The sequence below is a fragment of the Streptomyces boninensis genome, assembly GCF_048572725.1.
GTDB classification, from domain to species: domain Bacteria; phylum Actinomycetota; class Actinomycetes; order Streptomycetales; family Streptomycetaceae; genus Streptomyces; species Streptomyces boninensis.
In genome coordinates this window covers 1,267,926-1,292,688 of record NZ_CP183837.1, presented here as the reverse complement: position 1 = coordinate 1,292,688, position 24,763 = coordinate 1,267,926, and the positions used below count along the sequence as shown (strand labels likewise).

The following is a 24,763-nucleotide window of genomic DNA, read 5'->3' as shown; positions in this document are numbered from 1 at the left end:
CATTGTTCCGCCGGACCTTCTGGTTCACCGCCGGTGCCGCCACCGGCGTCTGGGCCACGCTCAAGACCCAGCATGTGCTGCGCAGCCTCTCCCCGGAGAGCCTCGCGGCCACCGCCGCGAACAAGGCGATCGCCACCGGCCGCCGCGCGGTGATCTTCGCCAAGGACGTGCGCGCGGCCATGGCCGAGCGCGAGGGCCAGCTGAACGACGCCCTGGGGCTGACCTCCCGCGAGCAGGCGGCAGAATTGCCGGGGCAGCGCGTCAAGCTTCTGCTGGAGCAGAAGGCCGGCGCGACCCTGCAGCACCGCAAGACCCGCAGTAACGATCGGAAAGAGGACCACTGATGGAGTCGGCTGAAATCCGCCGCCGCTGGCTGAGCTTCTTCGAGGAGCGCGGCCACACCGTCGTGCCGTCGGCGTCGCTGATCGCGGACGACCCGACGCTGCTGCTGGTCCCGGCGGGCATGGTCCCCTTCAAGCCGTACTTCCTCGGCCAGGCCACCCCGCCCGCCCCGCGCGTCACCTCGATCCAGAAGTGCATCCGCACCCCCGACATCGAAGAGGTCGGCAAGACCACGCGGCATGGCACCTTCTTCCAGATGTGCGGCAATTTCTCCTTCGGCGATTACTTCAAAGAGGGCGCCATCAAGTTCGCCTGGGAGCTGCTGACCAACCCCCTGGACCAGGGTGGTTACGGGCTCGACCCCGAGCGGCTGTGGGCCACGGCGTATCACGACGACGACGAGGCCGCCCGCATCTGGCACGAGGTCATCGGCATGCCCAAGGAGCGGATCCAGCGCCGCGGCATGGCCGACAACTTCTGGTCCATGGGCGTGCCAGGGCCCTGCGGTCCCTGCTCGGAGATCTATTACGACCGCGGCCCCGAGTTCGGCCAGGAAGGCGGCCCCGTCGTCGACGAGGACCGCTATGTGGAGATCTGGAACCTGGTCTTCATGCAGTTTGAGCGCGGCGCGGGCGAGAGCAAGGACGACTTCCCGATCCTCGGCGAGCTGCCCTCGAAGAACATCGACACCGGGCTCGGCTTCGAGCGCCTCGCGATGGTCCTCCAGGACGTCCACAACCTGTACGAGATCGACACCTCCCGCGCCGTCATCGACAAGGCCACCGAGCTGACCGGCGTCGCCTATGGCGCCGCCGAGCGCTCGGACGTCTCGCTGCGCGTGGTCTCCGACCACATGCGCGCCTCGGTGATGATGATCGGCGACGGCGTCACGCCCGGCAATGAGGGCCGCGGCTATGTGCTGCGCCGCATCATGCGCCGCGCGATCCGCAATATGCGGCTGCTCGGCGCCACCGGCCCGGTCGCCAACGACCTGGTGGACGTCGTCATCAAGACGATGGGCCAGCAGTACCCGGAGCTGGAGACCGACCGCAAGCGCATCGAGACGGTGGCCCTCGCCGAGGAGGCCGCCTTCCTCAAGACCCTGAAGTCCGGCACCAACATCCTCGACACCGCCGTCACCGAGACCAAGGCCACCGGCTCCGCCGTCCTGCCCGGCGACAAGGCCTTCCTGCTGCACGACACGTGGGGCTTCCCGATCGACCTCACCCTCGAAATGGCCGCCGAACAGGGCCTGTCCGTGGACGAGGACGGCTTCCGCCGCCTGATGAAGGAGCAGCGGGAGCGCGCCAAGGCCGACGCCAAGGCCAAGAAGACCGGCCACGCCGACCTGTCCGCCTACCGCGAGGTGGCCGACGCGTCCGGCCCGACCGACTTCACCGGTTACGGCGAGACCGAGGGCGAGGCCACCGTCGTCGGCGTGCTCGTCGACGGCGTCTCCTCGCCCGCCGCCTCCGAGGGCGACGAGGTCGAGATCGTCCTGGACCGCACCCCCTTCTATGCCGAGGGCGGCGGCCAGCTCGCCGACATGGGCCGGATCAAGCTGGACACCGGCGCGATCGTCGAGGTCCGCGATGTGCAGCAGCCGGTCCCCGGCGTGTCCGTGCACAAGGGCGTCGTCCAGGTCGGCGAGGTGACGGTGGGCTCTTCCGCGTACGCCGCGATCGACATCACCCGCCGCCGCGCCATCGCCCGCGCCCACAGCGCCACCCACCTCACCCACCAGGCGCTGCGCGACGCGCTCGGTCCGACAGCCGCGCAGGCCGGCTCGGAGAACTCGCCGGGCCGCTTCCGCTTCGACTTCGGCTCGCCCGCGGCCGTGCCCGGCGGGGTCCTCACCGACGTCGAGCAGAAGATCAATGAGGTGCTGGCCCGCGAGCTCGATGTGCACGCCGAGGTCATGTCGATGGACGAGGCCAAGAAGCAGGGCGCCATCGCCGAGTTCGGCGAGAAGTACGGCGACCGGGTGCGCGTCGTCACCATCGGCGACTTCTCCAAGGAGCTCTGCGGCGGCACCCACGTGCACAACACCGCGCAGCTCGGCCTGGTCAAGCTGCTCGGCGAGTCCTCCATCGGCTCCGGCGTGCGCCGCGTCGAGGCCCTGGTCGGCGTCGACGCGTACAACTTCCTTGCGAAGGAGCACACCGTCGTCGCCCAGCTGACCGAGCTGGTCAAGGGCCGCCCGGACGAGCTGCCGGAGAAGATCTCCGGGATGCTCACGAAGCTGAAGGACGCCGAGAAGGAGATCGAGCGCTTCCGCGCCGAGAAGGTGCTGCAGGCGGCGGGCGGCCTGGTCGAGCAGGCCAAGGACGTCCGCGGCACCGCCTTCGTCGCCGCGCAGGTGCCGGACGGCACGTCCGCGGACGACCTGCGCAAGCTGGTGCTGGACGTCCGGGGCCGCATCCAGGGCGGCCGCCCGGCGGTGGTGGCGCTGTTCTCCGTCGCCAACGGCCGCCCGCTCACGGTCATCGCCACCAACGACGCCGCCCGCGACAAGGGCCTCAAGGCCGGCGACCTGGTCCGTACGGCAGCCAAGACCCTCGGCGGTGGCGGCGGCGGCAAGCCGGACGTCGCCCAGGGCGGCGGCCAGCAGCCGGAGGCCATCGACGACGCCATCGCGGCCGTCGAGCGCGCGGTCGCCGACGCCGGCTGATGGACGAGAGCACCTTCCGCCGCGGCCGCCGCATTGCCGTGGACGTAGGTGACGCCCGGATCGGGGTCGCTTCATGCGACCCCGACGGGGTACTCGCCTCGCCCGTGGAAACGGTGCCGGGACGCGACGTGCCCGCGGCGCACCGGCGGCTCGCCGCCATCGTCGCGGAGTACGAGCCGCTCGAAGTCGTCGTCGGCCTGCCCCGCTCGCTGAGCGGCCAGGAGGGCCCGGCGGCGGTGAAGGTACGCGGCTTCGCGCAGGAGCTCGCCCGGATCGTGCGGCCCGTGCCCGTACGCCTGGTGGACGAACGGATGTCGACCGTCACCGCGGCGCAAGGGCTGCGCGCGTCCGGGGTGTCGGTGAAGAAGGGCCGTTCGGTGGTCGACCAAGCGGCGGCAGTTGTCATCCTTCAGAGCGCGCTTGACTCCGAACGGGCGTCTGGCAATGCTCCTGGCGAGAGCGTCGAGCCGATTGTCTGATCGCGATACGGTAACGTTCCGCGCGGAAATGGCAGCCGTCATATAAGCGCACCGACAGCCCTCGCGGCTTAGGGGATCGATGACTGAGTATGGCCGGGGCCCCGGCTCCGAACCGTGGCACCCCGAGGACCCCCTGTTCGGCACGGGGCAGCACTGGGGTGGTGGGCAGCCCGCGCACGGGCAGGCCCCCTACGGCGGCGGGCAGCAGCAGCCGTATCAGCAGCCCCAGCAGGCCCAGTGGGGCGGCGGCCACCCGCAGCAGGGCGGCTACCCGTACGGCGGCCAGCCTCAGCCCGGGTACGACCAGGGTTACGACCCCGGCTACGGCGGCGGCCATGCCCCGCAGCAGCCCCAGCAGCCGAGCTGGGACACCACCGGCGGCCTGCCCGCCGTGGACCCCTACGCACACCCGCCGCAGCCCGCGGCCGAGCCGGATTACTACGGCTCGCCCGACGCGTACCCCCCGCCGCGCCCCCGCCCGCGCGGGCAGGAGCGCCGCCGCCCCGAGCCGGGCCGTCGGCCGCCGGAGCGCGAACACTCCTTCTTCGCCGAGGACGATGACGACGTCCTGGGCGACGACGACCCGAGACCTCGCAGACGCCGCGGCGGCCCGCCCGGCCCCGGCGGCCCTGGTGGCCCGCGCGGCCGTGACCCCCGGGGCCCGCGCGGCCGCGGCCGCGGTCCCGCCGAAACGAAACGCCGCAACGGCACCGCCTGCCTCATCGTCGCGCTGGTGCTGCTCGGCCTGGTCGGCGGCATCGGCTACTTCGGCTACAACTTTGTGAGCGACAAGTTCGCCTCCGCGCCCGACTACGAGGGCTCCGGCCACGGCATGGTCGAGGTGGAGGTCACCGAGGGCGCGAGCATCACCGACATCGGCAACATCCTCAAGACAAAGGGCGTCGTCAAGAGCGTTGACGGCTTCGTCCAGGCCGCCGGGGACAACGACAAGGCCAGCGGCATCCAGCCCGGGGTCTACACGCTCAAGAAGGAGATGTCGGCGTCGGCGGCCATCGAGATGATGACCGACCCGAAGACCTTCAACGCCCTGATCATCCCCGAGGGATGGCGGGCCACCCGGGTCTACGAGAAGATCGACAGCCACCTCGGCCTCGCCGAGGGCACCACGAAGAAGGCCGCGGAGAAGGGCGACCTCGGTCTGCCCGACTGGGCCAAGGGCAACCCGGAGGGCTTCCTCTACCCGTCCCGCTACAGCGCGTCGAAGGGCACCAAGCCGGAGACGGTGCTCAAGCAGATGGTGAAGCGCGCCAATGCGGAGTACACCCGCGACAACATCGTCAATGGTGCGAAGAAGCTGAACCGGACGCCGTACGAGATCCTCACCATCGCCAGCCTCGTCCAGGCGGAGGGCGGCAACAAGGAGGAGTTCGAGAAGGTCGCCACGGTGATCTACAACCGGCTCAAGCCCGGCAACACGGAGACCAACGGCAAGCTCGACATGGACTCCACCATCAACTACGCCAAGGGCCAGTCGAACCTCGACATCTCCACCAAGGACACCCAGTACGACTCGCCGTACAACACCTACCTCCACGCCGGTCTGCCGCCCGGCCCGATCGACAACCCGAGCCCGGAGGCGATCAAGGCGGCGCTCAGCCCGGCGAAGGGCAACTGGATGTACTTCGTCACCGTCAAGCCCGGCGTCACGAAGTTCACCGCGAGCAAGGCGGAGCACGACAAGAACGTCGAGGAGTTCAACCGCTACCAGCGGGAGCACAACAACTGATGCACCGGCCCACCCCCCGGCGGGCGGCGGTCCTCGGATCGCCGATCGCCCACTCCCTTTCGCCCGTCCTGCACCGCGCGGCCTATGCGGCGCTCGGCCTGGACGGCTGGACGTACGACCGCTTCGAGGTGGACGAGGCCGCGCTGCCCGGCTTCCTCGACGGTCTGGACGCGGGGGAGTGGGCGGGCCTGTCCCTGACCATGCCGCTCAAGCGGGCCGTGATGCCGCTGCTCGACGAGGTCAGCCCCACCGCCCGGTCGGTGGAGGCGGTGAACACGGTCGTCTTCGGCCCGGACGGCCGCCGCACCGGTGACAACACCGACATCCCCGGCATGCGCGCGGCCCTGCGCGAGCGCGGCGTCGACAAGGTCCCGGCCGCCGCGATCCTGGGCGCCGGAGCCACCGCGTCCTCGGCGCTCGCCGCCCTGGGCGAGCTGTGCAGCGGCGAGGTCTCGGCATACGTACGCAGTGACGCCCGGGCCGCGGAGATGCGCGAGTGGGGCGACCGCCTGGACGTCCCGGTCCGCACCGCCCCGTGGACGGACGCACCCGAGGCGCTGCGAGCGCCCCTGGTGGTGGCCACGACCCCGGCGGGAGTGACGGACGAGCTGGCCGACGCGGTCCCGGAGCGCCCGGCCACCCTCTTCGACGTCCTGTACGACCCGTGGCCGACGCCGCTCGCGGCGGCGTGGTCCGCGCGCGGCGGCGCGGTCGTCGGCGGCCTCGACCTGCTCGTCCACCAGGCGGTCCTCCAGGTGGAACAGATGACGGGCCGCACCCCGGCCCCCCTGGCGGAGATGCGCGCGGCAGGCGAACAAGCACTGACACACCGCTGACGACACGAGCCCCCGCGCGTCCACCCACCGGACCACTGCGCACCCGCACCCCCGCCCCATGGGAGGATCGGAGGCACCGAAGGCCTCATCTCAAAGGGATCAGGGAGCACCGTTGAGCAGGTTGCGCTGGCTGACCGCAGGGGAGTCGCACGGCCCCGCACTCGTCGCGACACTGGAGGGGCTGCCCGCCGGCGTGCCCGTCACCACCGAGCTGGTCGCCGACCACCTCGCCCGGCGCCGGCTGGGGTATGGCCGCGGCGCGCGGATGAAGTTCGAGCGCGACGAGATCACCTTCCTCGGCGGTGTGCGCCACGGCCTCACGCTCGGCTCGCCCGTCGCGATCATGGTGGGCAACACCGAGTGGCCGAAGTGGGACAAGGTCATGGCCGCGGACCCGGTGGACCCCGCGGAGCTGGCCGAGCTGGCCCGTAACGCGCCGCTCACCCGCCCCCGCCCCGGCCACGCCGACCTGGCCGGCATGCAGAAGTACGGCTTCGACGAGGCCCGCCCGATCCTTGAGCGCGCCTCCGCCCGCGAGACCGCGGCCCGGGTGGCGCTCGGCGCGGTGGCCCGCTCGTACCTGAAGGAGACGGTCGGGATCGAGATCGTCTCGCATGTCGTGGAGCTGGGCGCGGCCAAGGCGCCGTACGGCGTGGTGCCGCAGCCCGGCGACGTCGAGCAGCTCGACGCCGACCCGGTGCGCTGCCTCGACGCCGACGCGTCGAAGGCGATGGTCGCCGAGATCGACCAGGCCCACAAGGACGGCGACACCCTCGGCGGCGTCGTCGAGGTCTGCGCGTACGGCGTCCCGGTCGGCCTCGGCAGCCACGTGCACTGGGACCGCCGCCTCGACTCCCGGCTGGCCGCCGCGCTCATGGGCATCCAGGCGATCAAGGGCGTCGAGCTCGGCGACGGCTTCGAGCTGGCCCGGGTCCCGGGCTCCAAGGCGCATGACGAGATCGTCAGCACCGGCGACGGCATCCGGCGCTCCACCGGCCGCTCCGGCGGCACGGAGGGCGGCCTCACCACCGGTGAGCTGCTGCGCGTACGGGCCGCGATGAAGCCCATCGCGACCGTGCCGCGGGCCCTGGCCACCGTCGACGTGGCGACCGGCGAGGCGACGAAGGCGCACCACCAGCGCTCCGACGTCTGCGCCGTCCCGGCCGCCGGCATCGTCGCCGAAGCCATGGTGGCGCTCGTCCTCGCCGACGCCGTCGCGGAGAAGTTCGGCGGCGACTCGGTCGGCGAGACCGCGCGCAACGCCACCTCGTACCTCGAGAACCTGCAGATCCGATGACCCGCCCGGCAGTCATCCTGATCGGGCCGCCCGGCGCCGGAAAGTCCACCGTCGGCGCGCTGCTCGCCGAGCGGCTCGGCGTCACCCTGCGCGACACCGACGCCGATATCGAGGTGGCGGCCGGGAAGCCGATCCCGGAGATCTTCTACGACGACGGGGAGCCGCGCTTCCGCGAGCTGGAGCGGGCGGCCGTGCGCGCCGGGCTGGCCGAGCACGACGGCGTGCTGTCGCTCGGCGGCGGCGCCATCGTGGACGACGGCACCCGCGCGCTGCTCGCCGGGCATCCGGTGGTGTTCCTGGAGGTCGAGCTGGCGGACGCGGTCAAGCGCGTCGGCCTCGACGCCCCCCGGCCGCTGCTCGCGGTCAACCCCCGGCAGGCCTGGCGGCAGTTGATGGAAAAGCGGCGACCGCTGTATGTGGAGGCCGCCCGCGTCACCATCAGCACCGCGGCCCGCACCCCGGAAGAAGTCGCCGAGGCCGTACTCGAAGCATTGGAGCTCCACAGCGCATGACTGACGAGACCGTCACCCGGATCCACATCGGCGGCACCGCCGGCACCGACCCGTACGACGTGCTGATCGGCCGGGAGCTGCTCGGCGAGCTGCCCGGGCTGATCGGGACCGACGCCAAGCGGGTGGCCGTCATCCACCCGGAGGCGCTGGAGGCGACGGGGGAGGCGCTGCGCGCCGATCTCGCCGACGCCGGGTACGAGGCCGTCGCCATCCAGGTGCCCAACGCGGAGGAGGCGAAGACCGCCGAGGTCGCCGCGTACTGCTGGAAGGCGCTCGGGCAGTCCGGCTTCACGCGGACGGATGTGATCGTGGGCGTCGGCGGCGGAGCCACCACCGATGTCGCCGGATTCGTCGCCGCCTCCTGGCTGCGCGGGGTGCGCTGGATCGCCGTGCCGACGACCGTGCTGGCCATGGTGGACGCGGCGGTCGGGGGCAAGACCGGCATCAATACGGCCGAGGGCAAGAACCTCGTCGGCGCCTTCCACCCGCCCGCCGGCGTCCTCTGCGACCTGGCCGCGCTCGAATCGCTCGGCGTCCACGACTACGTGTCCGGCATGGCCGAGGTCATCAAGGCGGGATTCATCTCCGACCCGAAGATCCTGGAGCTGGTGGAGGCGGACCCGGAGGGCGCCCGTACGCCGAAGGGGCCGCACACGGCGGAGCTGCTGGAACGCTCCATCCGGGTCAAGGCCGAGGTGGTGTCGGCCGACCTGAAGGAGTCGGGGCTGCGCGAGATCCTCAATTACGGGCACACCCTCGCCCACGCCATCGAGAAGAACGAGCGCTACAACTGGCGGCACGGCGCGGCCGTTTCGGTCGGCATGGTCTTCGCCGCCGAGCTCGGCCGGATCGCGGGCCGCCTCGACGACGCCACCGCCGACCGGCACCGGGCGATCCTGGAGTCGGTGGGCCTGCCGGTCACGTACCGCGGCGACCAGTGGCCCAAGCTGCTGGAGACGATGAAGGTCGACAAGAAGTCGCGCGGCGACCGACTGCGCTTCATCGTCCTCGACGGCCTCGCCAAGCCGACCGTCCTGGAGGGCCCCGACCCGGCGATGCTGCTGGCCGCACACGCGGAGATCGCCGCATGACCCCGGTGCTGGTCCTCAACGGCCCCAACCTCGGCCGCCTCGGCTCCCGCGAGCCCGATGTCTACGGCGCGACCTCCTACGCGGGCCTGGTCGAGCAGTGCACGGCGCTGGGCAAGGAGCTGGGCTTCGAGGTCGACGTCCGGGAGACCAACGACGAGGGCGAGATGATCCGCTGGCTGCACGAGGCCGCGGACGGCTCGATCCCGGTCGTCATCAACCCGGGCGCCTTCACCCACTATTCGTACGGAATGCGCGACGCCGCGGCGCAGCGCACCGCGCCGCTCATCGAGGTGCACATCTCCAACCCGCACGCCCGCGAGGCCTTCCGCCACACGTCGGTGATCGCCGCGGTGGCGTCGGGCACGATCGCGGGCTTCGGGCTCGGCTCGTACCGGCTGGCGCTGCGGGCGCTGGCGGAGGAGCTGAAGGGCTGATCAGGGCAGCTCGTCGGTCCGCAGGATCGCGTACGTCACGCTGTCGCGCCACGAGCCGTCGCGCCAGATGGCGGCGCGGGTGACGCCCTCCCGCGCGAACCCGGCCTTCTCCAGCGCCCTGCCCTCCGCGAGGTTCTTCACGTCGGTGTTCGCCTCGATGCGGTGGGCGGTGGTGTGCGCGAAGAGGTAGCGGACGAGCAGCTTGTGCGCCTCGGTGCCGTAGCCGAATCCGCGCGCCTCCGGGAACAGGCCGATGCCCATCTCCCACGTGTGCAGATGGCGGGGCGGCGCCGGGCGGCGGAAGTTCACGAAGCCGACGCGCTCCTCGCCGCGCGCCACCATGAGGATGCTGTAGTCCTCGCCGAGCAGCCGGTTCTCCTCCCAGCGCTGGGCCATCCGTCTCGGGTTATGCCAGCCGAACCAGGCGAACTCTCCGCACTGCTCGGGGTCGGCGAGGTGCTCCTGCAGCAGCGATACGTCCGCTTCGCGGGCTGGGGACAGGGCTATTTCGTTGGTCATCGCGCCATCATGCCCCAGCAGTTGGCCTGGTCGGGCACCCCGGGACCGGACGGATCGTTGTCACTTACATGCCGGAACCGGGTACGGTTCCAGGCGTTGGCTTCGTGCGGTACGACCAACCGGGCGCTGTCGAGGAGAAAAGGGGACGGATGCACCACCACCCTGCTGGGGTTCCCCATCCGCCCCACCGGCCGGGACCTCCCGGTGGCGTGCCGATGCCGCAGCCGCCGCCCATGGCCCAGCACCCGCCGGGCCCACCGCACGCGCCGCACCCCGGGATGGTGCCGCGCCCCGGGATGCCGCAGCCGCCGGTCGAGAACGCCACCGAATCCACCGGCCACATTCGCCTCCCGGCCGGAGGTCTCGTCCCCGTACCCTCCCCGCCGCAGTCGCCGCAGCCGGTCGGCGCGCCGCCGCCCACCGTGGCGGTGCTGCTCATCGGCCCGGCGGGCGCGGGCAAGACCACCGTGGCGCGGCACTGGGCGGACACCCGCCGCTCACCCACGGCGCACATAAGCCTCGATGACGTACGCGAATGGGTCCGGGCCGGCTTCTCCGACCCGCGCGCGGGCTGGACGGACCAGTCCGAGGCGCAATACCGCCTGGCCCGGCGGACCTGCGGCTTCGCCGCCCGTAACTACCTCGCGAACGGGATCTCCTGCATCCTCGACGACGCCGTCTTCCCGGACCGCCCGGTCGTCGGCCTCGGCGGCTGGAAGCGCCACGTCGGCCCTGGCCTGCTGCCCATCGTCCTCCTCCCCGGCCTGGAGGTCGTCATGGACCGCAACGCCGCCCGCTCGGGCACCCGCCGCCTCGCGGACGAGGAGGTGGCGCGGATCCACGGGCGGATGGCCGGCTGGTACGGCTCCGGCCTGCCGATCCTGGACAACTCCCACCAGGACGTGGAGACGACGGCCCGGATGCTGGACGACGTGGTGCTGCGCAGCCTCACGAGCCCGCCCCGCTGGTAGCGGCCGCGCCCGCCCCGGACGGGCGTACTCACCAAGCACCGGACAGGCCTCGCAAATACGCTCAAACCATGTCAGAGGTCCACGCCGCTCGCCGCTCACGACTCCGCACCCATTGCGCTGGGACCGGCAGCGACGCCGCCCTCGTCTCCCGACCCGCCAACATCCACTATCTGGCCGGAGTCGCGCCGCCCGGCGCCGTGCTGCTGGTCGGCCCCGCCGAGGACATCCTGATCCGCCCCCGCGACCTGCCCGATGACGGCGGCGCCCGGGCGGCGGACGAGGACCTGCGGGTGCATGCCCTCGACGCGCCTGATGGCGATCCGGCGGTGGCCGCCGCGGATCTCGCGGGGGCGGCGGGCGCCGGCGCGCTCGCCGTGGAGGAGCATCACCTCACGGTCGCCCGGCACCGGGCCCTGGCTTCCGTCGCGCCTCGTATCCGGCTCTCCGACCTCGGCCGTACGGTCGAGCAGCAGCGGCTCGTCAAGGACGACGAGGAGATCGCCTGCCTGCGGATCGCCGCGGAGATCGCCGACCAGGCGCTGGGGGAGCTGCTGGAGTCGATCCTGGTCGGGCGTACCGAGCGGCATCTCGCGCTGGAGCTGGAGCGGCGGCTGGTCGACCACGGGGCGCAGGGGCCGGCGTTTCCGACGGCGGTCGGGACCGGGCCGCATTCCGGGCGGGCGGGTCATGTGCCGACTGACCGGAGAGTCGAGGAGGGCGACTTCCTCACCGTGTGTCTCGGGGCCCGGTATCGCGGATACCGCTGCGAGATCGGCCGTACGTTCGTGATCGGCGCCGCGCCCGACGACTGGCAGATCGAGCTCTACGACATGGTTTTCGCCGCGCAGCGGGCGGGCCGCGAGGCGCTCGCGCCGGGCGCCGAGTACCGCGAGGTGGACCATGCGGCGCGGCAGGTGCTGGACGCCGCCGGGCACGGAGAGGCGCTGGGTCCGTGGACCGGGCACGGCGTCGGGCTCGAAATCGATGAGGACCCGAAACTGTCGCCTGCGGCCATGGGTAAACTGGACGCTTGTGTGCCGGTCACCGTCGAGCCGGGGGTTCATCTCCCCGGTCGGGGCGGGGTCCGGATCGATGACACGCTCGTCGTCCGCCCACCCGGGGACGGCGGACCGGAGCTACTCACCATCACGACCAAGGAGCTGCTCGCCCTCTGAGAGGGGCGATCGGGCGCGCCTTGGCCGTCCGATCAGCAGTCCAGGAGATTTCGAGACGTGGCCAGCACGAACGACCTGAAGAACGGCATGGTGCTTAAGCTCGACGGGGGCCAGCTCTGGTCCGTAGTCGAGTTCCAGCACGTCAAGCCCGGCAAGGGGCCGGCCTTCGTCCGGACGAAGCTGAAGAACGTGCTCTCCGGGAAGATCGTCGACAAGACCTTCAACGCGGGCACCAAGGTCGAGACGGCGACCGTCGACCGCCGCGACATGCAGTTCTCGTACATGGACGGCGACTACTTCGTCTTCATGGACATGCAGACGTACGACCAGCTGCACGTCGACCGCAAGGTCGTCGGGGACGCCGCCAACTACCTCATCGAGGGCTTCGAGGCCACGGTGGCGCAGCACGAGGGCGAGGTGCTCTACATCGAGCTGCCGGCCGCCGTCGAGCTCAACATCAAGCACACCGAGCCGGGCGTGCAGGGCGACCGCTCCACCGGCGGCTCCAAGCCGGCCGAGCTGGAGACCGGCTACGAGATCCAGGTGCCGCTCTTCATCACCACGGGCGAGAAGATCAAGGTCGACACCCGCTCCGGTGAGTACCTCGGCCGGGTGAACAGCTAACCGTGGCCGCACGCACCAATGCGCGCAAGCGCGCTTTCCAGATCCTCTTCGAGGCGGATCAGCGGGGTGCCGCTGTCGCCGACGTGCTGGAGGACTGGAAGCGGCATGCCGCGTCCGACACCCGGCAGCCGCCGGTCAGTGAGTACACGGCGGATCTCGTCGGGGGGTACGCGCAGCATGCGCGCCGGATCGACGAGCTGATCTCCACGTACTCGGTGGACTGGACGCTCGACCGGATGCCGGTCGTGGACCGGAACATCCTGCGGCTCGGCGCGTATGAGCTGCTGTGGCATGACGATACGCCGGATGCCGTGGTGATCGATGAGGCGGTGCAGTTGGCGAAGGAGTTCTCCACGGATGACTCGCCGTCGTTCATCAACGGGCTGCTGGGGCGGCTGAAGGACATGAAGCCGACGCTGCGGCGCGAGTAGCCTGGCGGCTGGCTTGGCCCCGTCCCCTGCGGTTGGGGGGCGGGGCTTTTTGTGCCCACCCGCCCACCCGTTGCTGTCGCGGCGCGAAGGTGGGCGCTGCGTGCGATGGCGCTGCTGCGCCCTGGGCGATCGCGCCTGGCGGCGCTCGCCCTCAAGCGCCGGGCGGGCTTGATTTGCGTGCGCTCGCCCGCGCGGCCTGGTGCGGTTTGGGGGGTGGTGGTGCGCGGGGCTGGGTCTGTGGTTCCGGGTGTGGCCCGGAGGGGCTGCTCCGCTAGACGTTGGTTGCCCTAGTCCCGGTGCCGGGCCACGCTCCCGCAGCCCCTCCGGGCCGCACCCTCCGCAGCGCTGGCGATCGCCGGACCATCCCAGCTCACGCCGATCCCTGCGGGCCACACCCCCGCCTACGACCGCCAGGCGCCGCTCACGACCGACGCACTTCCACGCCCCCCCCGGGGCACGTCCTCCGTATCGCCGCCCGGCCGCCCGAGGGGACCAGCCGCCCCCACTCCTCCGCAGCCCGCCAACCCCACTCGCACCGCGCCCCACCGCAACCCGGCGACGCGGCCGCCGCCATCCGATGCCAAGCCGCCCGCACCCCACCCCCCGGCTGACCGCAGGCCGCCCCACTCAGGGAGGGGCCGGGGTGGAACGACGCCGCCGAAAAAACCCAGCACCGAGCAGCGAACCGACCACCACGTTTTTTCGGTGGTGTCGTGGAACCCCGGCCCCGGCCCACCCACCCAAACCCAGGGCGCGGCCTGCCGCACACAGCAACGGGTGGGTGGGTGGGCACAATCGCGTGGAGGGGGAAAAAGCCGGGCGGCAGCCCCGCCCCGGAGGGGGAGCCGCCGCCCGGCGGGCGTTACGTTTCTGCGTAAGGGGTGGCGCCGTTAGGCGTCTTCGTGGGCGACCGCGCGGCGCGCGTCCGCGTCCAGCACACCCCACCCGATCAACTGCTCGGTCAGGACCGACGGCGACTGGTCGTAAATGACGGCAAGCGTACGCAGATCGTCCTGGCGGATCGACAGCACCTTGCCGTTGTAGTCGCCCCGCTGCGACTGAATCGTGGCGGCGTAACGCTGCAGCGGCCCCGCCTTCTCCGGCGGCACGTGGGCCAGCCGCTCGAGGTCGAGGACGAGCTTCGGCGGGGGCTCGGCGGCGCCGCCGGGGGCGGAGCCGGGCAGGAGTTCCTGGACAGGGACGCCGTAGAAGTCCGCGAGCTCCGCGAGGCGCTGCACGGTCACGGCGCGGTCGCCACGCTCGTAAGAACCGACCACAACGGCCTTCCAGCGACCCTGCGACTTCTCCTCGACGCCGTGGAGGGAGAGGCCCTGCTGGGTGCGGATGGCGCGGAGCTTGGCCCCGAGCTGTTTGGCGTATTCGCTGGACATATAGCTCCCCGGACTCAGTCTTCGTAACTCACTGTGAGGTTACGCAGCGTAACCTGCGTCCGTCAAGCGGAAGATTACTCCCCTGGTCGGGGCACCGCCCCCCGCGTGAGAGCCGCCAAAGCCGCTGGTACCGTAGTGGGGACCTGATGTCCTTTAATGCCCGTCCCGTGAGGCGGGGAAGGAGATCCTTTTCATGGACGCTTCAGCAGGTCCGGCACGCCCCGTACTGGAGGCTCCGGACATCGCGCGGGTACTCACCCGCATCGCCCACGAGATCGTCGAGCGCGCCAAGGGCGCCGACGACGTGGTGCTTCTCGGCATTCCGACCCGCGGGGTCTTCCTCGCCCGGCGGCTCGCGGACAAGCTCGAAGAGATCACCGGCGGCAAGACCCCGGCGGGCTCGCTCGACATCACCATGTACCGCGATGACCTGCGCCAGGGCCCGGCCCGCGCGCTCGGCCATACGGACATCCCGGCCGATGGCATCGACGGCAGGCTCGTCGTCCTGGTCGACGACGTGCTCTTCTCCGGCCGTACGATCCGCGCCGCCCTCGACGCGCTCAACGACCTGGGCAGGCCGCGTGCCGTACAGCTCGCCGTGCTCGTCGACCGCGGCCACCGCGAGCTGCCGATCCGCGCCGACTACGTCGGCAAGAACCTCCCCACCTCGCTGCGGGAGACGGTCAAGGTCCAGCTCACCGAGGGCGACGGCCGGGACGCCGTCCTGCTCGGCGACAAGCCGGCCGCCCCGGCAGGCGGGCAGTAGCCCATTCGGGTCCCGGACCTCCGAACAGAGGCCCGGCCCGCAGGCATGCCCGCCGCACCAAAGACATAAGCCGCGCACCCTCTGATTCAAGACGTGGAGCCGACACCCAGATGAAGCGCCACCTCATCTCGACCTCTGACCTCAGCCGGGACGACGCCATCCTCATCCTCGACACCGCCGAGGAAATGGCCCGGGTCGCCGACCGCCCCATCAAGAAGCTGCCGACGCTGCGCGGCCGCACGGTCGTGAACCTCTTCTTCGAGGACTCGACCCGGACCCGCATCTCCTTCGAGGCCGCCGCCAAGCGGCTCTCCGCCGATGTCATCAACTTCTCCGCCAAGGGGTCGTCGGTGTCCAAAGGCGAGTCCCTCAAGGACACCGCCCTCACCCTCCAGGCCATGGGCGCCGACGCCGTCGTCATCCGCCACCACGCCTCCGGCGCCCCGCACCGCCTCGCCGGCTCCGGCTGGCTCGACGGCAGCGTGATCAACGCCGGGGACGGGACGCACGAGCACCCGACCCAGGCGCTGCTCGACGCCTTCACCATGCGCCGCCACCTCGCGGGCGCCGCGGACGGCGGCTCGACCCTGCACCAGGGCCCCGGCGACGGCACCGGGCGCGACCTGGCCGGGCGCAAGGTCACCATCGTCGGCGACGTGCTGCACAGCCGCGTCGCCCGCTCCAACGTGCACCTGCTGCACACCCTGGGCGCCGAGGTGACCCTGGTCGCCCCGCCGACCCTGCTGCCGATCGGCGTCGAGAGCTGGCCCTGCGAGGTGTCGTACGACCTCGACGCCGTCATCCCCAAGTCCGACGCCGTGATGATGCTGCGGGTGCAGCGCGAGCGGATGAACGCCGCGTTCTTCCCGACCGAGCGCGAGTACTCGCGGCGCTACGGCCTCGACGGCGACCGCATGGCCCGCATGCAGGAGCACGCGCTGGTCATGCACCCCGGCCCGATGAACCGCGGCATGGAGATCTCCGCCGAGGTCGCCGACTCCCACCGTTCGACCATCGTGGAGCAGGTCGCCAATGGCGTCTCGATCCGCATGGCCGTGATGTACCTGCTGCTGGGCGGTGCCGTGCTCGCCGACGAGCCGAGCGCGCCCGCCGCCGCCAACCCCACCCGCACCGAGGAGACCCCCAAGTGAGCACGAGCAAGATCCTTATTCGCGGCGCGAAGGTGCTGGGGGGCGACGTCCAGGACGTCCTCATCGAGGGCGAGCAGATCGCATCCGTCGGTACGGGCCTCAGCGCCGACGGCGCCCAGGTCATCGACGCCGACGGGCAGATCCTCCTCCCCGGCCTCGTAGACCTGCACACCCACCTCCGCGAGCCCGGCCGCGAGGACTCCGAGACCGTCCTCACCGGCACCCGCGCCGCCGCCAAGGGCGGCTTCACCGCCGTGCACGCCATGGCCAACACCTTCCCCGTCGCCGACACCGCCAGCGTGGTCGAGCAGGTCTGGCGGCTCGGCAAGGAGTCCGGCTACTGCGACGTGCAGCCGGTCGGCGCCGTCACCGTCGGCCTGGAGGGCAAGCAGCTCGCCGAGCTCGGCGCCATGCACGACTCGGCCGCGGGCGTCGTGGTCTTCTCCGACGACGGCAAGTGCGTGGATGACGCCGTGATCATGCGGCGGGCGCTCGAATACGTGAAGGCCTTCGACGGTGTCATCGCGCAGCACGCCCAGGAGCCGCGGCTGACCGAGGGCGCCCAGATGAACGAGGGCGTCGTCTCCGCCGAGCTGGGGCTCGGCGGCTGGCCCGCCGTCGCCGAGGAGTCGATCATCTCCCGCGATGTGCTGCTCGCCGCCCACGTCGGCTCCCGCGTGCACATCTGCCACCTCTCGACGGCCGGCTCCGTGGAGATCGTCCGCTGGGCGAAGTCCAAGGGCTGGAACGTCACCGCCGAGGTCACCCCGCACCACCTGCTGCTGACCGACGAGCTGGTCCGCTCGTACAACCCGGTCTACAAGGTCAACCCCCCGCTGCGTACGGAGAAGGACGTCCTCGCGCTCCGCGAGGCGCTCGCCGACGGCACCATCGACTGCGTCGCCACCGACCACGCCCCGCACCCGCATGAGGACAAGGACTGCGAGTGGGGCGCGGCGGCCATGGGCATGGTCGGGCTGGAGACGGCGCTGAGCGTCGTCCAGCAGACGATGGTCGAGACCGGGCTGCTGGACTGGGCCGGGGTCGCCGACCGGATGTCCTTCCGGCCCGCCGAGATCGGGCGCCTGGGCGGCCACGGGCGGCCGGTCGCCGCCGGTGAGCCCGCCAACCTGGTCCTGGTCGATCCGGCCTACCGTGGAGACGTGGACCCCACCGGCTTCGCCTCCCGCAGCCGCAACACCCCGTACGAGGGCCGCGAGCTGCCCGGCCGCGTCACGCACACCATCCTGCGCGGCCGCGCCACCGTCACCGGCGGTGAGCTGGCGTGACGCCGCTGATCCTGCTCGCCGACGAGCGGAAGTCGCAGGAGGTCACCGACTGGGCCGCCCGCGTCGGCTGGGTGGTGGGCCTGCTGCTCTTCATCGCGCTCTGCTACTGGCTGATGCGGCAGGGCTGGACCTGGCGCAAGGTGCTGCAGTCGGACGTGCCCGAGCTGACCGCCATCCCCGAGGACGCGGGTACGGCGACGCTCACCATGACCGGGCGCTACCACGGCTCCACCACCGCTGGTCAGTGGCTCGACCGGATCGTCGCCCACGGCCTGGGCGTCCGCAGCCGCGCCGAGCTCACCCTTTCGGAGCAAGGGCTGGCGGTCGTACGGCCCGGGGCCGGCGACTTCTTCATCCCGGCCGGGCAGCTGCGCGAGGCCCGGCTCGACAAGGGCATCGCGGGCAAGGTCCTCACCGAGGGCGGCCTGCTGGTGATCACCTGGGAGCACGGCGGCAAGGAGTACGACTCCGGCTTCCGCTCCGACCACGCGGCCGAGCACCCCGAGTGGGTCGCCGCCGTAAACGCCGCATCTTTTACCGACCAGCACGACACGAGGGAAGGCGCACGATGACGACCCCGAAGGCACCCGCGGTGCTCGTCCTTGAGGACGGCCGCACCTTCCGCGGCCGGGCGTACGGCGCGGTGGGGGAGACCGTCGGCGAGGCCGTCTTCTCCACCGGCATGACCGGCTACCAGGAGACGCTGACCGACCCGTCGTACCACGGGCAGGTGGTCGTCATGACCGCCCCGCACGTCGGAAATACGGGCGTGAACGACGAGGACCCGGAGTCCGGGCGGATCTGGGTGGCCGGCTACGTCGTCCGCGACCCCGCCCGCAAGCCCTCCAACTGGCGCGCCAAGCGCTCCCTCGACGAGGAGCTCGCCAAGCAGGGCGTCGTCGGCATCAGCGGCATCGACACCCGCGCCCTGACGCGGCATCTGCGTGAGCGCGGTGCGATGCGCGTCGGGATCTTCTCGGGCGAGGCGGTCGCGGACGATGCCGCGCTGCTGGCCCGGGTGCAGGCCGCCCCGCAGATGAAGGGCGCCAGCCTGTACGAGGAGGTCGCCACGACCGAGGCGTACGTGGTCCCGGCCATCGGCTCCAAGAAGTACACCGTCGCCGCCATCGACCTCGGCATCAAGGGCATGACCCCGCACCGCATGGCCGAGCGCGGCATCGAGGTGCACGTCCTGCCGGGCAGCGCGTCTATTGACGACATCTACGCCGTAAACCCCGACGGCGTCTTCTTCTCCAACGGCCCCGGCGACCCCGCCACCGCCGACCACCCGGTCGCGCTGGTCAAGGGTGTGCTGGAGCGCAAGACGCCGCTCTTCGGCATCTGCTTCGGCAACCAGGTCTTCGGCCGCGCGCTCGGCCAGGGCACGTTCAAGCTCAAGTACGGCCACCGCGGCATCAATCAGCCGGTCCAGGACCGTACGACCGGCAAGGTCGAGGTCACGGCGCACAACCACGGCTTCGCCGTGGACGCCCCGCTCGACGGCCCCTTCGAGACGCCCTACGGCCGCGCCGAGGTCACCCACGTGTGCCTCAACGACGACGTCGTCGAGGGGCTGCAGCTGCTCGACCAGCCGGCCTTCAGCGTCCAGTACCACCCCGAGGCGGCCGCGGGCCCGCACGACGCCGCGTACCTCTTCGACCGCTTCGTATCCCTGATGGAGGGCCAGCGTGCCTAAGCGCACCGATATCCAGTCCGTCCTGGTCATCGGCTCCGGCCCGATCGTCATTGGCCAGGCCGCCGAGTTCGACTACTCCGGCACCCAGGCCTGCCGTGTGCTGAAGGCCGAGGGCCTGCGGGTCATCCTGGTGAACTCCAACCCGGCGACGATCATGACCGACCCGGAGATCGCCGACGCCACCTATGTCGAGCCGATCACCCCGGAGTTCGTAGAGAAGATCATCGCGAAGGAGCGGCCGGACGCGCTGCTGCCGACGCTCGGCGGCCAGACGGCGCTCAACACCGCGATCTCCATGCATGAGCAGGGGGTGCTGGAGGCGTACGGCGTCGAGCTCATCGGCGCCAATGTCGAGGCCATCAACAAGGGTGAGGACCGCGACCTCTTCAAGGACGTCGTCGAGGAGGTCCGCAAGAAGATCGGGCACGGCGAATCCGCCCGCTCGGTCATCTGCCACTCCATGGATGACGTGCTGAAGGGCGTCGACACCCTCGGCGGCTACCCCGTCGTCGTCCGGCCCTCCTTCACCATGGGCGGCGCCGGCTCCGGCTTCGCGCACGACGAGGAGGAGCTGCGCCGCATCGCCGGTCAGGGCCTCACGCTGTCGCCGACCACCGAGGTGCTCCTGGAGGAGTCCATCCTCGGCTGGAAGGAGTACGAGCTGGAGCTGATGCGCGACAAGAACGACAACGTCGTGGTCGTCTGCTCCATCGAGAACTTCGACCCGATGGGCGTGCACACCGGCGACTCCATCACCGTCGCGCCCGCGATGACGCTGACCGACCGTGAGTACCAGCGGCTGCGTGACGTCGGCATCGCGATCATCCGCGAGGTCGGGGTCGACACCGGCGGCTGCAACATCCAGTTCGCGGTCAATCCCGACGACGGCCGCATCATCGTGATCGAGATGAACCCGCGGGTGTCGCGTTCTTCCGCCCTCGCCTCCAAGGCCACCGGCTTCCCGATCGCCAAGATCGCGGCGAAGCTCGCCGTCGGCTACACCCTGGACGAGATCCCGAACGACATCACCGAGGAGACCCCGGCCTCCTTCGAGCCGACGCTCGACTACGTCGTGGTGAAGGTCCCGCGGTTTGCCTTCGAGAAGTTCCCGAGCGCCGACGCCACCCTCACCACCACCATGAAGTCGGTCGGCGAGGCCATGGCCCTGGGCCGTAACTTCACCGAGGCGCTGCAGAAGGCGATGCGCTCGATCGAGAAGAAGGGCAGCCAGTTCGCCTTCACCGGCGAGCCCGGCGCCAAGGCCGAGCTCCTGGAGACGGCCAAGACTCCGACCGATGGCCGCCTGAACACCGTCATGGAGGCCATCCGCGCCGGCGCCACCGAGGACGAGGTGTTCGCCGCCACCAAGATCGACCCGTGGTTCATCGACCAGCTCTTCCTGATCAAGGAGGTCGCGGACGAGGTCGCGGCCGCCGACAAGCTGGGCCCCGAGCTGCTCGCCCACGCCAAGCGGCACGGCTTCTCCGACGCCCAGATCGCCGCGATCCGCGGGCTGCGCGAGGATGTCGTACGGGAGGTCAGGCACGCCCTCGGCATCCGGCCGGTCTACAAGACGGTCGACACCTGCGCGGCCGAATTCGCGGCCAAGACCCCGTACTTCTACTCCTCGTACGACGAGGAGAACGAGGTCGCCACCCGCGAGAAGCCCGCCGTGATCATCCTCGGCTCCGGCCCCAACCGCATCGGCCAGGGCATCGAGTTCGACTACTCCTGCGTGCACGCCTCCTTCGCCTTGAGCGACGCCGGCTACGAGACCGTCATGGTCAACTGCAACCCGGAGACGGTCTCCACGGACTACGACACCTCCGACCGACTGTATTTCGAGCCACTGACACTCGAGGACGTCCTGGAGATCGTCCACGCCGAGCAGCAGGCGGGACCGGTCGCGGGTGTCATCGTCCAGCTCGGCGGCCAGACCCCGCTGGGCCTGGCCAAGGCGCTCAAGGAGAACGGCGTCCCGATCGTCGGCACCTCCCCGGAGGCCATCGACCTCGCCGAGGAGCGCGGCGCCTTCGGCCGCGTCCTCACCGAGGCCGGCCTCCCGGCGCCGAAGTACGGCACCGCGTACTCCTTCGACGAGGCCAAGGACATCGCCGGCGGCATCGGCTACCCGGTCATGGTCCGCCCGTCGTACGTCCTCGGCGGCCGCGGCATGGAGATCGTCTACGACGAGCCCTCCCTGGCCGGCTACCTGGAGCGGCACGCGGGCCTGATCTCCGAGCACCCGGTCCTCATCGACCGCTTCCTCGACGACACCATCGAGATCGACGTCGACGCGCTCTACGACGGCGAGGAGCTCTACCTCGGCGGCGTCATGGAGCACATCGAGGAGGCCGGCATCCACTCCGGCGACTCCGCCTGTGCGCTGCCCCCGATCACCCTCGGCGGCTACGACATCAAGCGGCTGCGCGCCTCCACCGAGGCCATCGCGCGCGGCGTCGGGGTCCGCGGGCTGATCAACATCCAGTTCGCGCTGGCCGGGGACATCCTCTACGTCCTGGAGGCCAACCCGCGCGCCTCCCGCACCGTCCCCTTCACCTCGAAGGCGACCGCGGTGCCGCTCGCCAAGGCCGCCGCCCGCATCTCCCTCGGCGCCACCGTCGCCGAGCTGCGCGCGGAGGGCATGCTCCCGGCCGAGGGCGACGGCGGCACACTGCCGCTGGACGCGCCGATCTCCGTCAAGGAGGCCGTGCTGCCCTGGTCCCGCTTCCGCGACATCCACGGCCGCGGGGTGGACACCATCCTCGGCCCGGAGATGCGCTCCACCGGCGAGGTCATGGGCATCGACGAGGTCTTCGGCTCGGCGTACGCCAAGTCGCAGGCCGCCGCCTATGGTGCGCTGCCGACCAAGGGCAAGGCGTTCATCTCGGTCGCCAACCGCGACAAGCGCTCGATGATCTTCCCGGCCCGCGAGCTGGTCCAGCACGGCTTCGAGCTGCTGGCCACCTCCGGTACGGCCGAGGTCCTCAAGCGCAACGGCATCAATGCCACGGTCGTACGGAAGAAGAGCGAAGGCACAGGGCCGAACGGCGAGCCGACGATCGTCCAGCTCATCCACGACGGCGGGGTCGACCTGATCGTCAACACCCCGTTCGGCACCGGCGGCCGCCTCGACGGCTACGACATCCGCACCGCCTCCGTCGCCCGCGGCATCCCGTGCCTGACCACGGTCCAGGCGCTCGCCGCGGCCGTGCAGGGCATCGAGGCGCTCTCCCGCGGCGAGGTCGGCGTCCGGTCCCTGCAGGACCATGCGGAGCATCTCAACGCCGCCCGCGCCACCAAGTAGAAGGACGGCATGTACTCCCTCCTCTTCAAGTACGGCTTCAAGCGGATGGATCCGGAGAAGGCCCACCACCTCGCCTTCTCCGCCATCCGCACCGCCGCCGCCACCCCCGCGGTGCGCGGCGGCGTGCGGCTCACCGCCGCCCCGAAGCACCCCTCCCTGCGCACCAAGGCGCTCGGCCTGGACCTCCCCGGCCCCTTCGGCCTGGCCGCCGGCTTTGACAAGAACGCTGTCGGCATCGACGGCCTCACCATGCTCGGCTTCGACTTCGTCGAGATCGGCACGGTCACCGGGCAGCCGCAGCCCGGCAATGACAAGAAGCGCCTCTTCCGCCTCCCGGCCGACCGCGCGCTCATCAACCGCATGGGCTTCAACAACGACGGCTCCGCCGCCGTAGCCGCCCGCCTTGCCCGCCGCCGCGCCGGGCAGCGCGCCCCGTACCGGCCGAACGCGATCGTCGGCGTCAACATCGGCAAGACCAAGGCTGTCCCCGAATCGGAGGCAATCGGCGACTACGTCACCTCGACGGAGCGGCTCGCCGGACACGCCGACTACCTCGTCGTGAACGTCTCCTCCCCGAACACCCCCGGGCTGCGCAACCTCCAGGCCGTCGAGCACCTCCGCCCGCTGCTCACGGCCGTGCGCGAGGCCGCGGACCGTACGACCGACACCCGCGTCCCGCTCCTGGTGAAGATCGCGCCGGACCTCGCGGACGAGGACGTGGACGAGGTCGCGGACCTGGCCGTCGAGCTCGGCCTCGACGGGATCATCGCCACGAACACCACCATCTCCCGCGAGGGCCTGCGGACCCCCGCCGCCGAGGTCGACGCCTGCGGCGCCGGCGGCCTGTCGGGCGCGCCGCTGAAGCAGCGCTCCCTGGAGGTCCTGAGGCGCCTGTACGGGCGCGTCGGGGACCGTACGACCCTGATCGGCGCCGGCGGCATCGAGACGGCCGAGGACGCCTGGGAGCGCATCCTCGCGGGCGCCACGCTCGTCCAGGGCTACAGCGCCTTCATCTACGAGGGCCCGCTGTGGCCCCGCAAGCTCCACCGCGGCCTCGCCGAGCTGCTGGCAGCCTCTCCGTACGCCACCCTCGCCGACGCCGTCGGCGCCGACGCAAGGAAGGCGAACGCATGACAGCTCTCGAACCCTTCGGCACCCGCCTGCGGGCCGCCATGGACACCCGCGGCCCGCTCTGCGTGGGCATCGACCCGCACGCCTCGCTCCTGACCGCCTGGGGCCTGAACGACGACGTGGCGGGCCTCGAGCGCTTCACGCACACCGTCGTCGAGGCGCTCGCCGGGCGTACGGCCGTGCTCAAGCCGCAGTCCGCCTTCTTCGAGCGCTTCGGCTCCCGCGGCATCGCCGTACTGGAGAAGGCCGTGGCAGACGCCCGGGACGCGGGCGCGCTGGTCCTCATGGACGCCAAGCGCGGCGACATCGGCTCCACCATGGGCGCGTACGCGGCCGCCTTCCTGGACAAGGACAGCCCGCTCTTCTCGGACGCGCTGACCGTCAGCCCGTACCTCGGCTTCGGCTCGCTGCGCCCCGCCCTGGACGCCGCGCACGTCTCCGGGGCGGGCGTCTTCGTCCTCGGCCTCACCTCCAACCCGGAGGGCGCCGAGGTGCAGCGCGCCACGGCCGCTGACGGCCGCCCGCTCGCCCAGGTGATGCTCGACCACATCGCGGCCGAGAACCGCGGCGCGGAGCCGCTCGGCTCGGTCGGCGCGGTCATCGGCGCCACGCTCGGCGACGCCGGGGTGGATCTGGCCGTGAACGGCCCGCTCCTCGCCCCCGGCATCGGCGCCCAGGGAGCCACCCCCGCGGACCTCCCGGCGGTCTTCGGGGCGGCGCTGCGGAATGTGCTCCCGAGCGTCAGCAGGGGGGTGCTGCAGGCCGGTCCGGACGTAAACGGCCTGCGTAATGCTGCCGCACGTCTGGCCGACGAGGTACGGGAAGCTTACCGACAAAACGGTCAATAAGCGTACGAATTGCCATGCAATCTCAGTCTGACCAGGACTTTTCCGCTGTTCTCGC

Annotated in this window: 23 protein-coding genes; 21 read left to right on the top strand and 2 right to left on the bottom strand. The window is 71.3% G+C overall.

The window, feature by feature from the left end; translation table 11 throughout:
- Nucleotides 1–2: 2 nt before the first annotated feature.
- The 9 genes from ACNNMR_RS05760 (at nucleotide 3) to aroQ (ending at nucleotide 9,409) form a co-directional block, all read left to right on the top strand.
- Nucleotides 3–344 (top strand): DUF6167 family protein, encoded by a 342-nt coding sequence (locus tag ACNNMR_RS05760; RefSeq protein ID WP_419993426.1) that lies wholly within the window; start codon nucleotides 3–5, stop codon nucleotides 342–344.
- Nucleotides 344–3,013 carry an alanine--tRNA ligase gene (gene alaS / locus ACNNMR_RS05755; RefSeq protein ID WP_419993425.1) on the top strand — a complete coding sequence of 890 codons (2,670 nt, stop codon included), beginning with the start codon at nucleotides 344–346 and terminating at the stop codon, nucleotides 3,011–3,013. The genes ACNNMR_RS05760 and alaS overlap by 1 nt, the downstream gene beginning before the upstream one ends.
- Complete coding sequence (gene ruvX, locus ACNNMR_RS05750) at nucleotides 3,013–3,492, top strand: Holliday junction resolvase RuvX (RefSeq protein ID WP_419993424.1); 480 nt, start codon at nucleotides 3,013–3,015, stop codon at nucleotides 3,490–3,492. Before alaS ends, ruvX begins: the two co-directional genes overlap by 1 nt.
- 79 nt (nucleotides 3,493–3,571) lie before the next feature.
- A complete protein-coding gene (mltG, locus tag ACNNMR_RS05745; protein ID WP_419993423.1) occupies nucleotides 3,572–5,239 on the top strand; it encodes an endolytic transglycosylase MltG in 1,668 nt (555 codons plus the stop codon).
- The gene (locus ACNNMR_RS05740) at nucleotides 5,239–6,075 is read left to right on the top strand and encodes a shikimate dehydrogenase (RefSeq protein ID WP_419993422.1); all 837 of its coding nucleotides are present in this window, start codon (nucleotides 5,239–5,241) and stop codon (nucleotides 6,073–6,075) included. The genes mltG and ACNNMR_RS05740 overlap by 1 nt, the downstream gene beginning before the upstream one ends.
- 112 nt (nucleotides 6,076–6,187) lie before the next feature.
- Complete coding sequence (aroC, locus tag ACNNMR_RS05735) at nucleotides 6,188–7,372, top strand: chorismate synthase (RefSeq protein ID WP_419993421.1); 1,185 nt, start codon at nucleotides 6,188–6,190, stop codon at nucleotides 7,370–7,372.
- Nucleotides 7,369–7,884 (top strand): shikimate kinase, encoded by a 516-nt coding sequence (locus tag ACNNMR_RS05730; protein WP_419993420.1) that lies wholly within the window; start codon nucleotides 7,369–7,371, stop codon nucleotides 7,882–7,884. The genes aroC and ACNNMR_RS05730 overlap by 4 nt, the downstream gene beginning before the upstream one ends.
- Complete coding sequence (gene aroB, locus ACNNMR_RS05725; RefSeq protein WP_419993419.1) at nucleotides 7,881–8,975, top strand: 3-dehydroquinate synthase; 1,095 nt, start codon at nucleotides 7,881–7,883, stop codon at nucleotides 8,973–8,975. The genes ACNNMR_RS05730 and aroB overlap by 4 nt, the downstream gene beginning before the upstream one ends.
- A complete protein-coding gene (gene aroQ / locus ACNNMR_RS05720) occupies nucleotides 8,972–9,409 on the top strand; it encodes a type II 3-dehydroquinate dehydratase (protein ID WP_419993418.1) in 438 nt (145 codons plus the stop codon). Before aroB ends, aroQ begins: the two co-directional genes overlap by 4 nt.
- Here the strand turns inward: aroQ and ACNNMR_RS05715 are convergent, their stop codons facing one another.
- A complete protein-coding gene (locus ACNNMR_RS05715) occupies nucleotides 9,410–9,928 on the bottom strand; it encodes a GNAT family N-acetyltransferase (protein ID WP_419993417.1) in 519 nt (172 codons plus the stop codon). It abuts the gene before it with no gap.
- A gap of 149 nt (nucleotides 9,929–10,077) precedes the next feature.
- Here ACNNMR_RS05715 and ACNNMR_RS05710 point away from each other — a divergent pair, with 149 nt between their 5' ends.
- From ACNNMR_RS05710 to nusB, 4 genes are all read left to right on the top strand, one after another.
- Nucleotides 10,078–10,899, top strand: a complete 822-nt coding sequence (locus ACNNMR_RS05710) for an AAA family ATPase (RefSeq protein ID WP_419993416.1) — start codon at nucleotides 10,078–10,080, stop codon at nucleotides 10,897–10,899.
- A gap of 68 nt (nucleotides 10,900–10,967) precedes the next feature.
- Nucleotides 10,968–12,074 carry a M24 family metallopeptidase gene (locus ACNNMR_RS05705; protein ID WP_419993415.1) on the top strand — a complete coding sequence of 369 codons (1,107 nt, stop codon included), beginning with the start codon at nucleotides 10,968–10,970 and terminating at the stop codon, nucleotides 12,072–12,074.
- A 57-nt stretch (nucleotides 12,075–12,131) separates the two neighbouring features.
- The gene (gene efp, locus ACNNMR_RS05700) at nucleotides 12,132–12,698 is read left to right on the top strand and encodes an elongation factor P (protein WP_165231639.1); all 567 of its coding nucleotides are present in this window, start codon (nucleotides 12,132–12,134) and stop codon (nucleotides 12,696–12,698) included.
- A gap of 2 nt (nucleotides 12,699–12,700) precedes the next feature.
- Entirely contained in the window at nucleotides 12,701–13,129 is a 429-nt protein-coding gene (nusB, locus tag ACNNMR_RS05695; RefSeq protein ID WP_419993414.1) for a transcription antitermination factor NusB, read from the top strand.
- Nucleotides 13,130–14,019: 890 nt separating this feature from the next.
- Here nusB and bldD read toward each other — a convergent pair.
- Entirely contained in the window at nucleotides 14,020–14,520 is a 501-nt protein-coding gene (bldD, locus tag ACNNMR_RS05690; protein ID WP_165231633.1) for a transcriptional regulator BldD, read from the bottom strand.
- 193 nt (nucleotides 14,521–14,713) lie between these two features.
- On the opposite strand from bldD, the gene pyrR reads away from it, so the two are divergent.
- The 8 genes from pyrR (at nucleotide 14,714) to pyrF (ending at nucleotide 24,708) form a co-directional block, all read left to right on the top strand.
- Nucleotides 14,714–15,286 carry a bifunctional pyr operon transcriptional regulator/uracil phosphoribosyltransferase PyrR gene (pyrR, locus tag ACNNMR_RS05685; protein ID WP_419993413.1) on the top strand — a complete coding sequence of 191 codons (573 nt, stop codon included), beginning with the start codon at nucleotides 14,714–14,716 and terminating at the stop codon, nucleotides 15,284–15,286.
- A 110-nt stretch (nucleotides 15,287–15,396) separates the two neighbouring features.
- The gene (locus ACNNMR_RS05680; RefSeq protein ID WP_419993412.1) at nucleotides 15,397–16,437 is read left to right on the top strand and encodes an aspartate carbamoyltransferase catalytic subunit; all 1,041 of its coding nucleotides are present in this window, start codon (nucleotides 15,397–15,399) and stop codon (nucleotides 16,435–16,437) included.
- On the top strand, nucleotides 16,434–17,726 hold the full coding sequence (locus ACNNMR_RS05675; protein ID WP_419993411.1) for a dihydroorotase: 1,293 nt from the start codon (nucleotides 16,434–16,436) through the stop codon (nucleotides 17,724–17,726). Before ACNNMR_RS05680 ends, ACNNMR_RS05675 begins: the two co-directional genes overlap by 4 nt.
- Nucleotides 17,723–18,298, top strand: coding sequence for a hypothetical protein (locus tag ACNNMR_RS05670; protein ID WP_419993410.1), 576 nt, complete (start codon nucleotides 17,723–17,725; stop codon nucleotides 18,296–18,298). The genes ACNNMR_RS05675 and ACNNMR_RS05670 overlap by 4 nt, the downstream gene beginning before the upstream one ends.
- A complete protein-coding gene (gene carA, locus ACNNMR_RS05665) occupies nucleotides 18,295–19,422 on the top strand; it encodes a glutamine-hydrolyzing carbamoyl-phosphate synthase small subunit (RefSeq protein ID WP_419993409.1) in 1,128 nt (375 codons plus the stop codon). Before ACNNMR_RS05670 ends, carA begins: the two co-directional genes overlap by 4 nt.
- Nucleotides 19,415–22,729 carry a carbamoyl-phosphate synthase large subunit gene (gene carB / locus ACNNMR_RS05660; RefSeq protein WP_419993408.1) on the top strand — a complete coding sequence of 1,105 codons (3,315 nt, stop codon included), beginning with the start codon at nucleotides 19,415–19,417 and terminating at the stop codon, nucleotides 22,727–22,729. Before carA ends, carB begins: the two co-directional genes overlap by 8 nt.
- A gap of 9 nt (nucleotides 22,730–22,738) precedes the next feature.
- Nucleotides 22,739–23,863, top strand: a complete 1,125-nt coding sequence (locus ACNNMR_RS05655) for a quinone-dependent dihydroorotate dehydrogenase (protein ID WP_419993407.1) — start codon at nucleotides 22,739–22,741, stop codon at nucleotides 23,861–23,863.
- The gene (gene pyrF, locus ACNNMR_RS05650) at nucleotides 23,860–24,708 is read left to right on the top strand and encodes an orotidine-5'-phosphate decarboxylase (protein ID WP_419993406.1); all 849 of its coding nucleotides are present in this window, start codon (nucleotides 23,860–23,862) and stop codon (nucleotides 24,706–24,708) included. Before ACNNMR_RS05655 ends, pyrF begins: the two co-directional genes overlap by 4 nt.
- Nucleotides 24,709–24,763 lie beyond the last annotated feature (55 nt).

Coding starts and splice junctions, on each gene's coding strand:
- alaS (WP_419993425.1), top strand. CDS start 344: ATGGAGTCGGCTGAAATCCGCCGCCGCTGGCTGAGCTTCTTCGAGGAG.
- ruvX (WP_419993424.1), top strand. CDS start 3,013: ATGGACGAGAGCACCTTCCGCCGCGGCCGCCGCATTGCCGTGGACGTA.
- mltG (WP_419993423.1), top strand. CDS start 3,572: ATGACTGAGTATGGCCGGGGCCCCGGCTCCGAACCGTGGCACCCCGAG.
- ACNNMR_RS05740 (WP_419993422.1), top strand. CDS start 5,239: ATGCACCGGCCCACCCCCCGGCGGGCGGCGGTCCTCGGATCGCCGATC.
- ACNNMR_RS05730 (WP_419993420.1), top strand. CDS start 7,369: ATGACCCGCCCGGCAGTCATCCTGATCGGGCCGCCCGGCGCCGGAAAG.
- aroB (WP_419993419.1), top strand. CDS start 7,881: ATGACTGACGAGACCGTCACCCGGATCCACATCGGCGGCACCGCCGGC.
- aroQ (WP_419993418.1), top strand. CDS start 8,972: ATGACCCCGGTGCTGGTCCTCAACGGCCCCAACCTCGGCCGCCTCGGC.
- ACNNMR_RS05715 (WP_419993417.1), bottom strand. CDS start 9,928: ATGACCAACGAAATAGCCCTGTCCCCAGCCCGCGAAGCGGACGTATCG.
- ACNNMR_RS05710 (WP_419993416.1), top strand. CDS start 10,078: ATGCACCACCACCCTGCTGGGGTTCCCCATCCGCCCCACCGGCCGGGA.
- ACNNMR_RS05705 (WP_419993415.1), top strand. CDS start 10,968: ATGTCAGAGGTCCACGCCGCTCGCCGCTCACGACTCCGCACCCATTGC.
- bldD (WP_165231633.1), bottom strand. CDS start 14,520: ATGTCCAGCGAATACGCCAAACAGCTCGGGGCCAAGCTCCGCGCCATC.
- pyrR (WP_419993413.1), top strand. CDS start 14,714: ATGGACGCTTCAGCAGGTCCGGCACGCCCCGTACTGGAGGCTCCGGAC.
- ACNNMR_RS05680 (WP_419993412.1), top strand. CDS start 15,397: ATGAAGCGCCACCTCATCTCGACCTCTGACCTCAGCCGGGACGACGCC.
- carA (WP_419993409.1), top strand. CDS start 18,295: ATGACGACCCCGAAGGCACCCGCGGTGCTCGTCCTTGAGGACGGCCGC.
- ACNNMR_RS05655 (WP_419993407.1), top strand. CDS start 22,739: ATGTACTCCCTCCTCTTCAAGTACGGCTTCAAGCGGATGGATCCGGAG.
- pyrF (WP_419993406.1), top strand. CDS start 23,860: ATGACAGCTCTCGAACCCTTCGGCACCCGCCTGCGGGCCGCCATGGAC.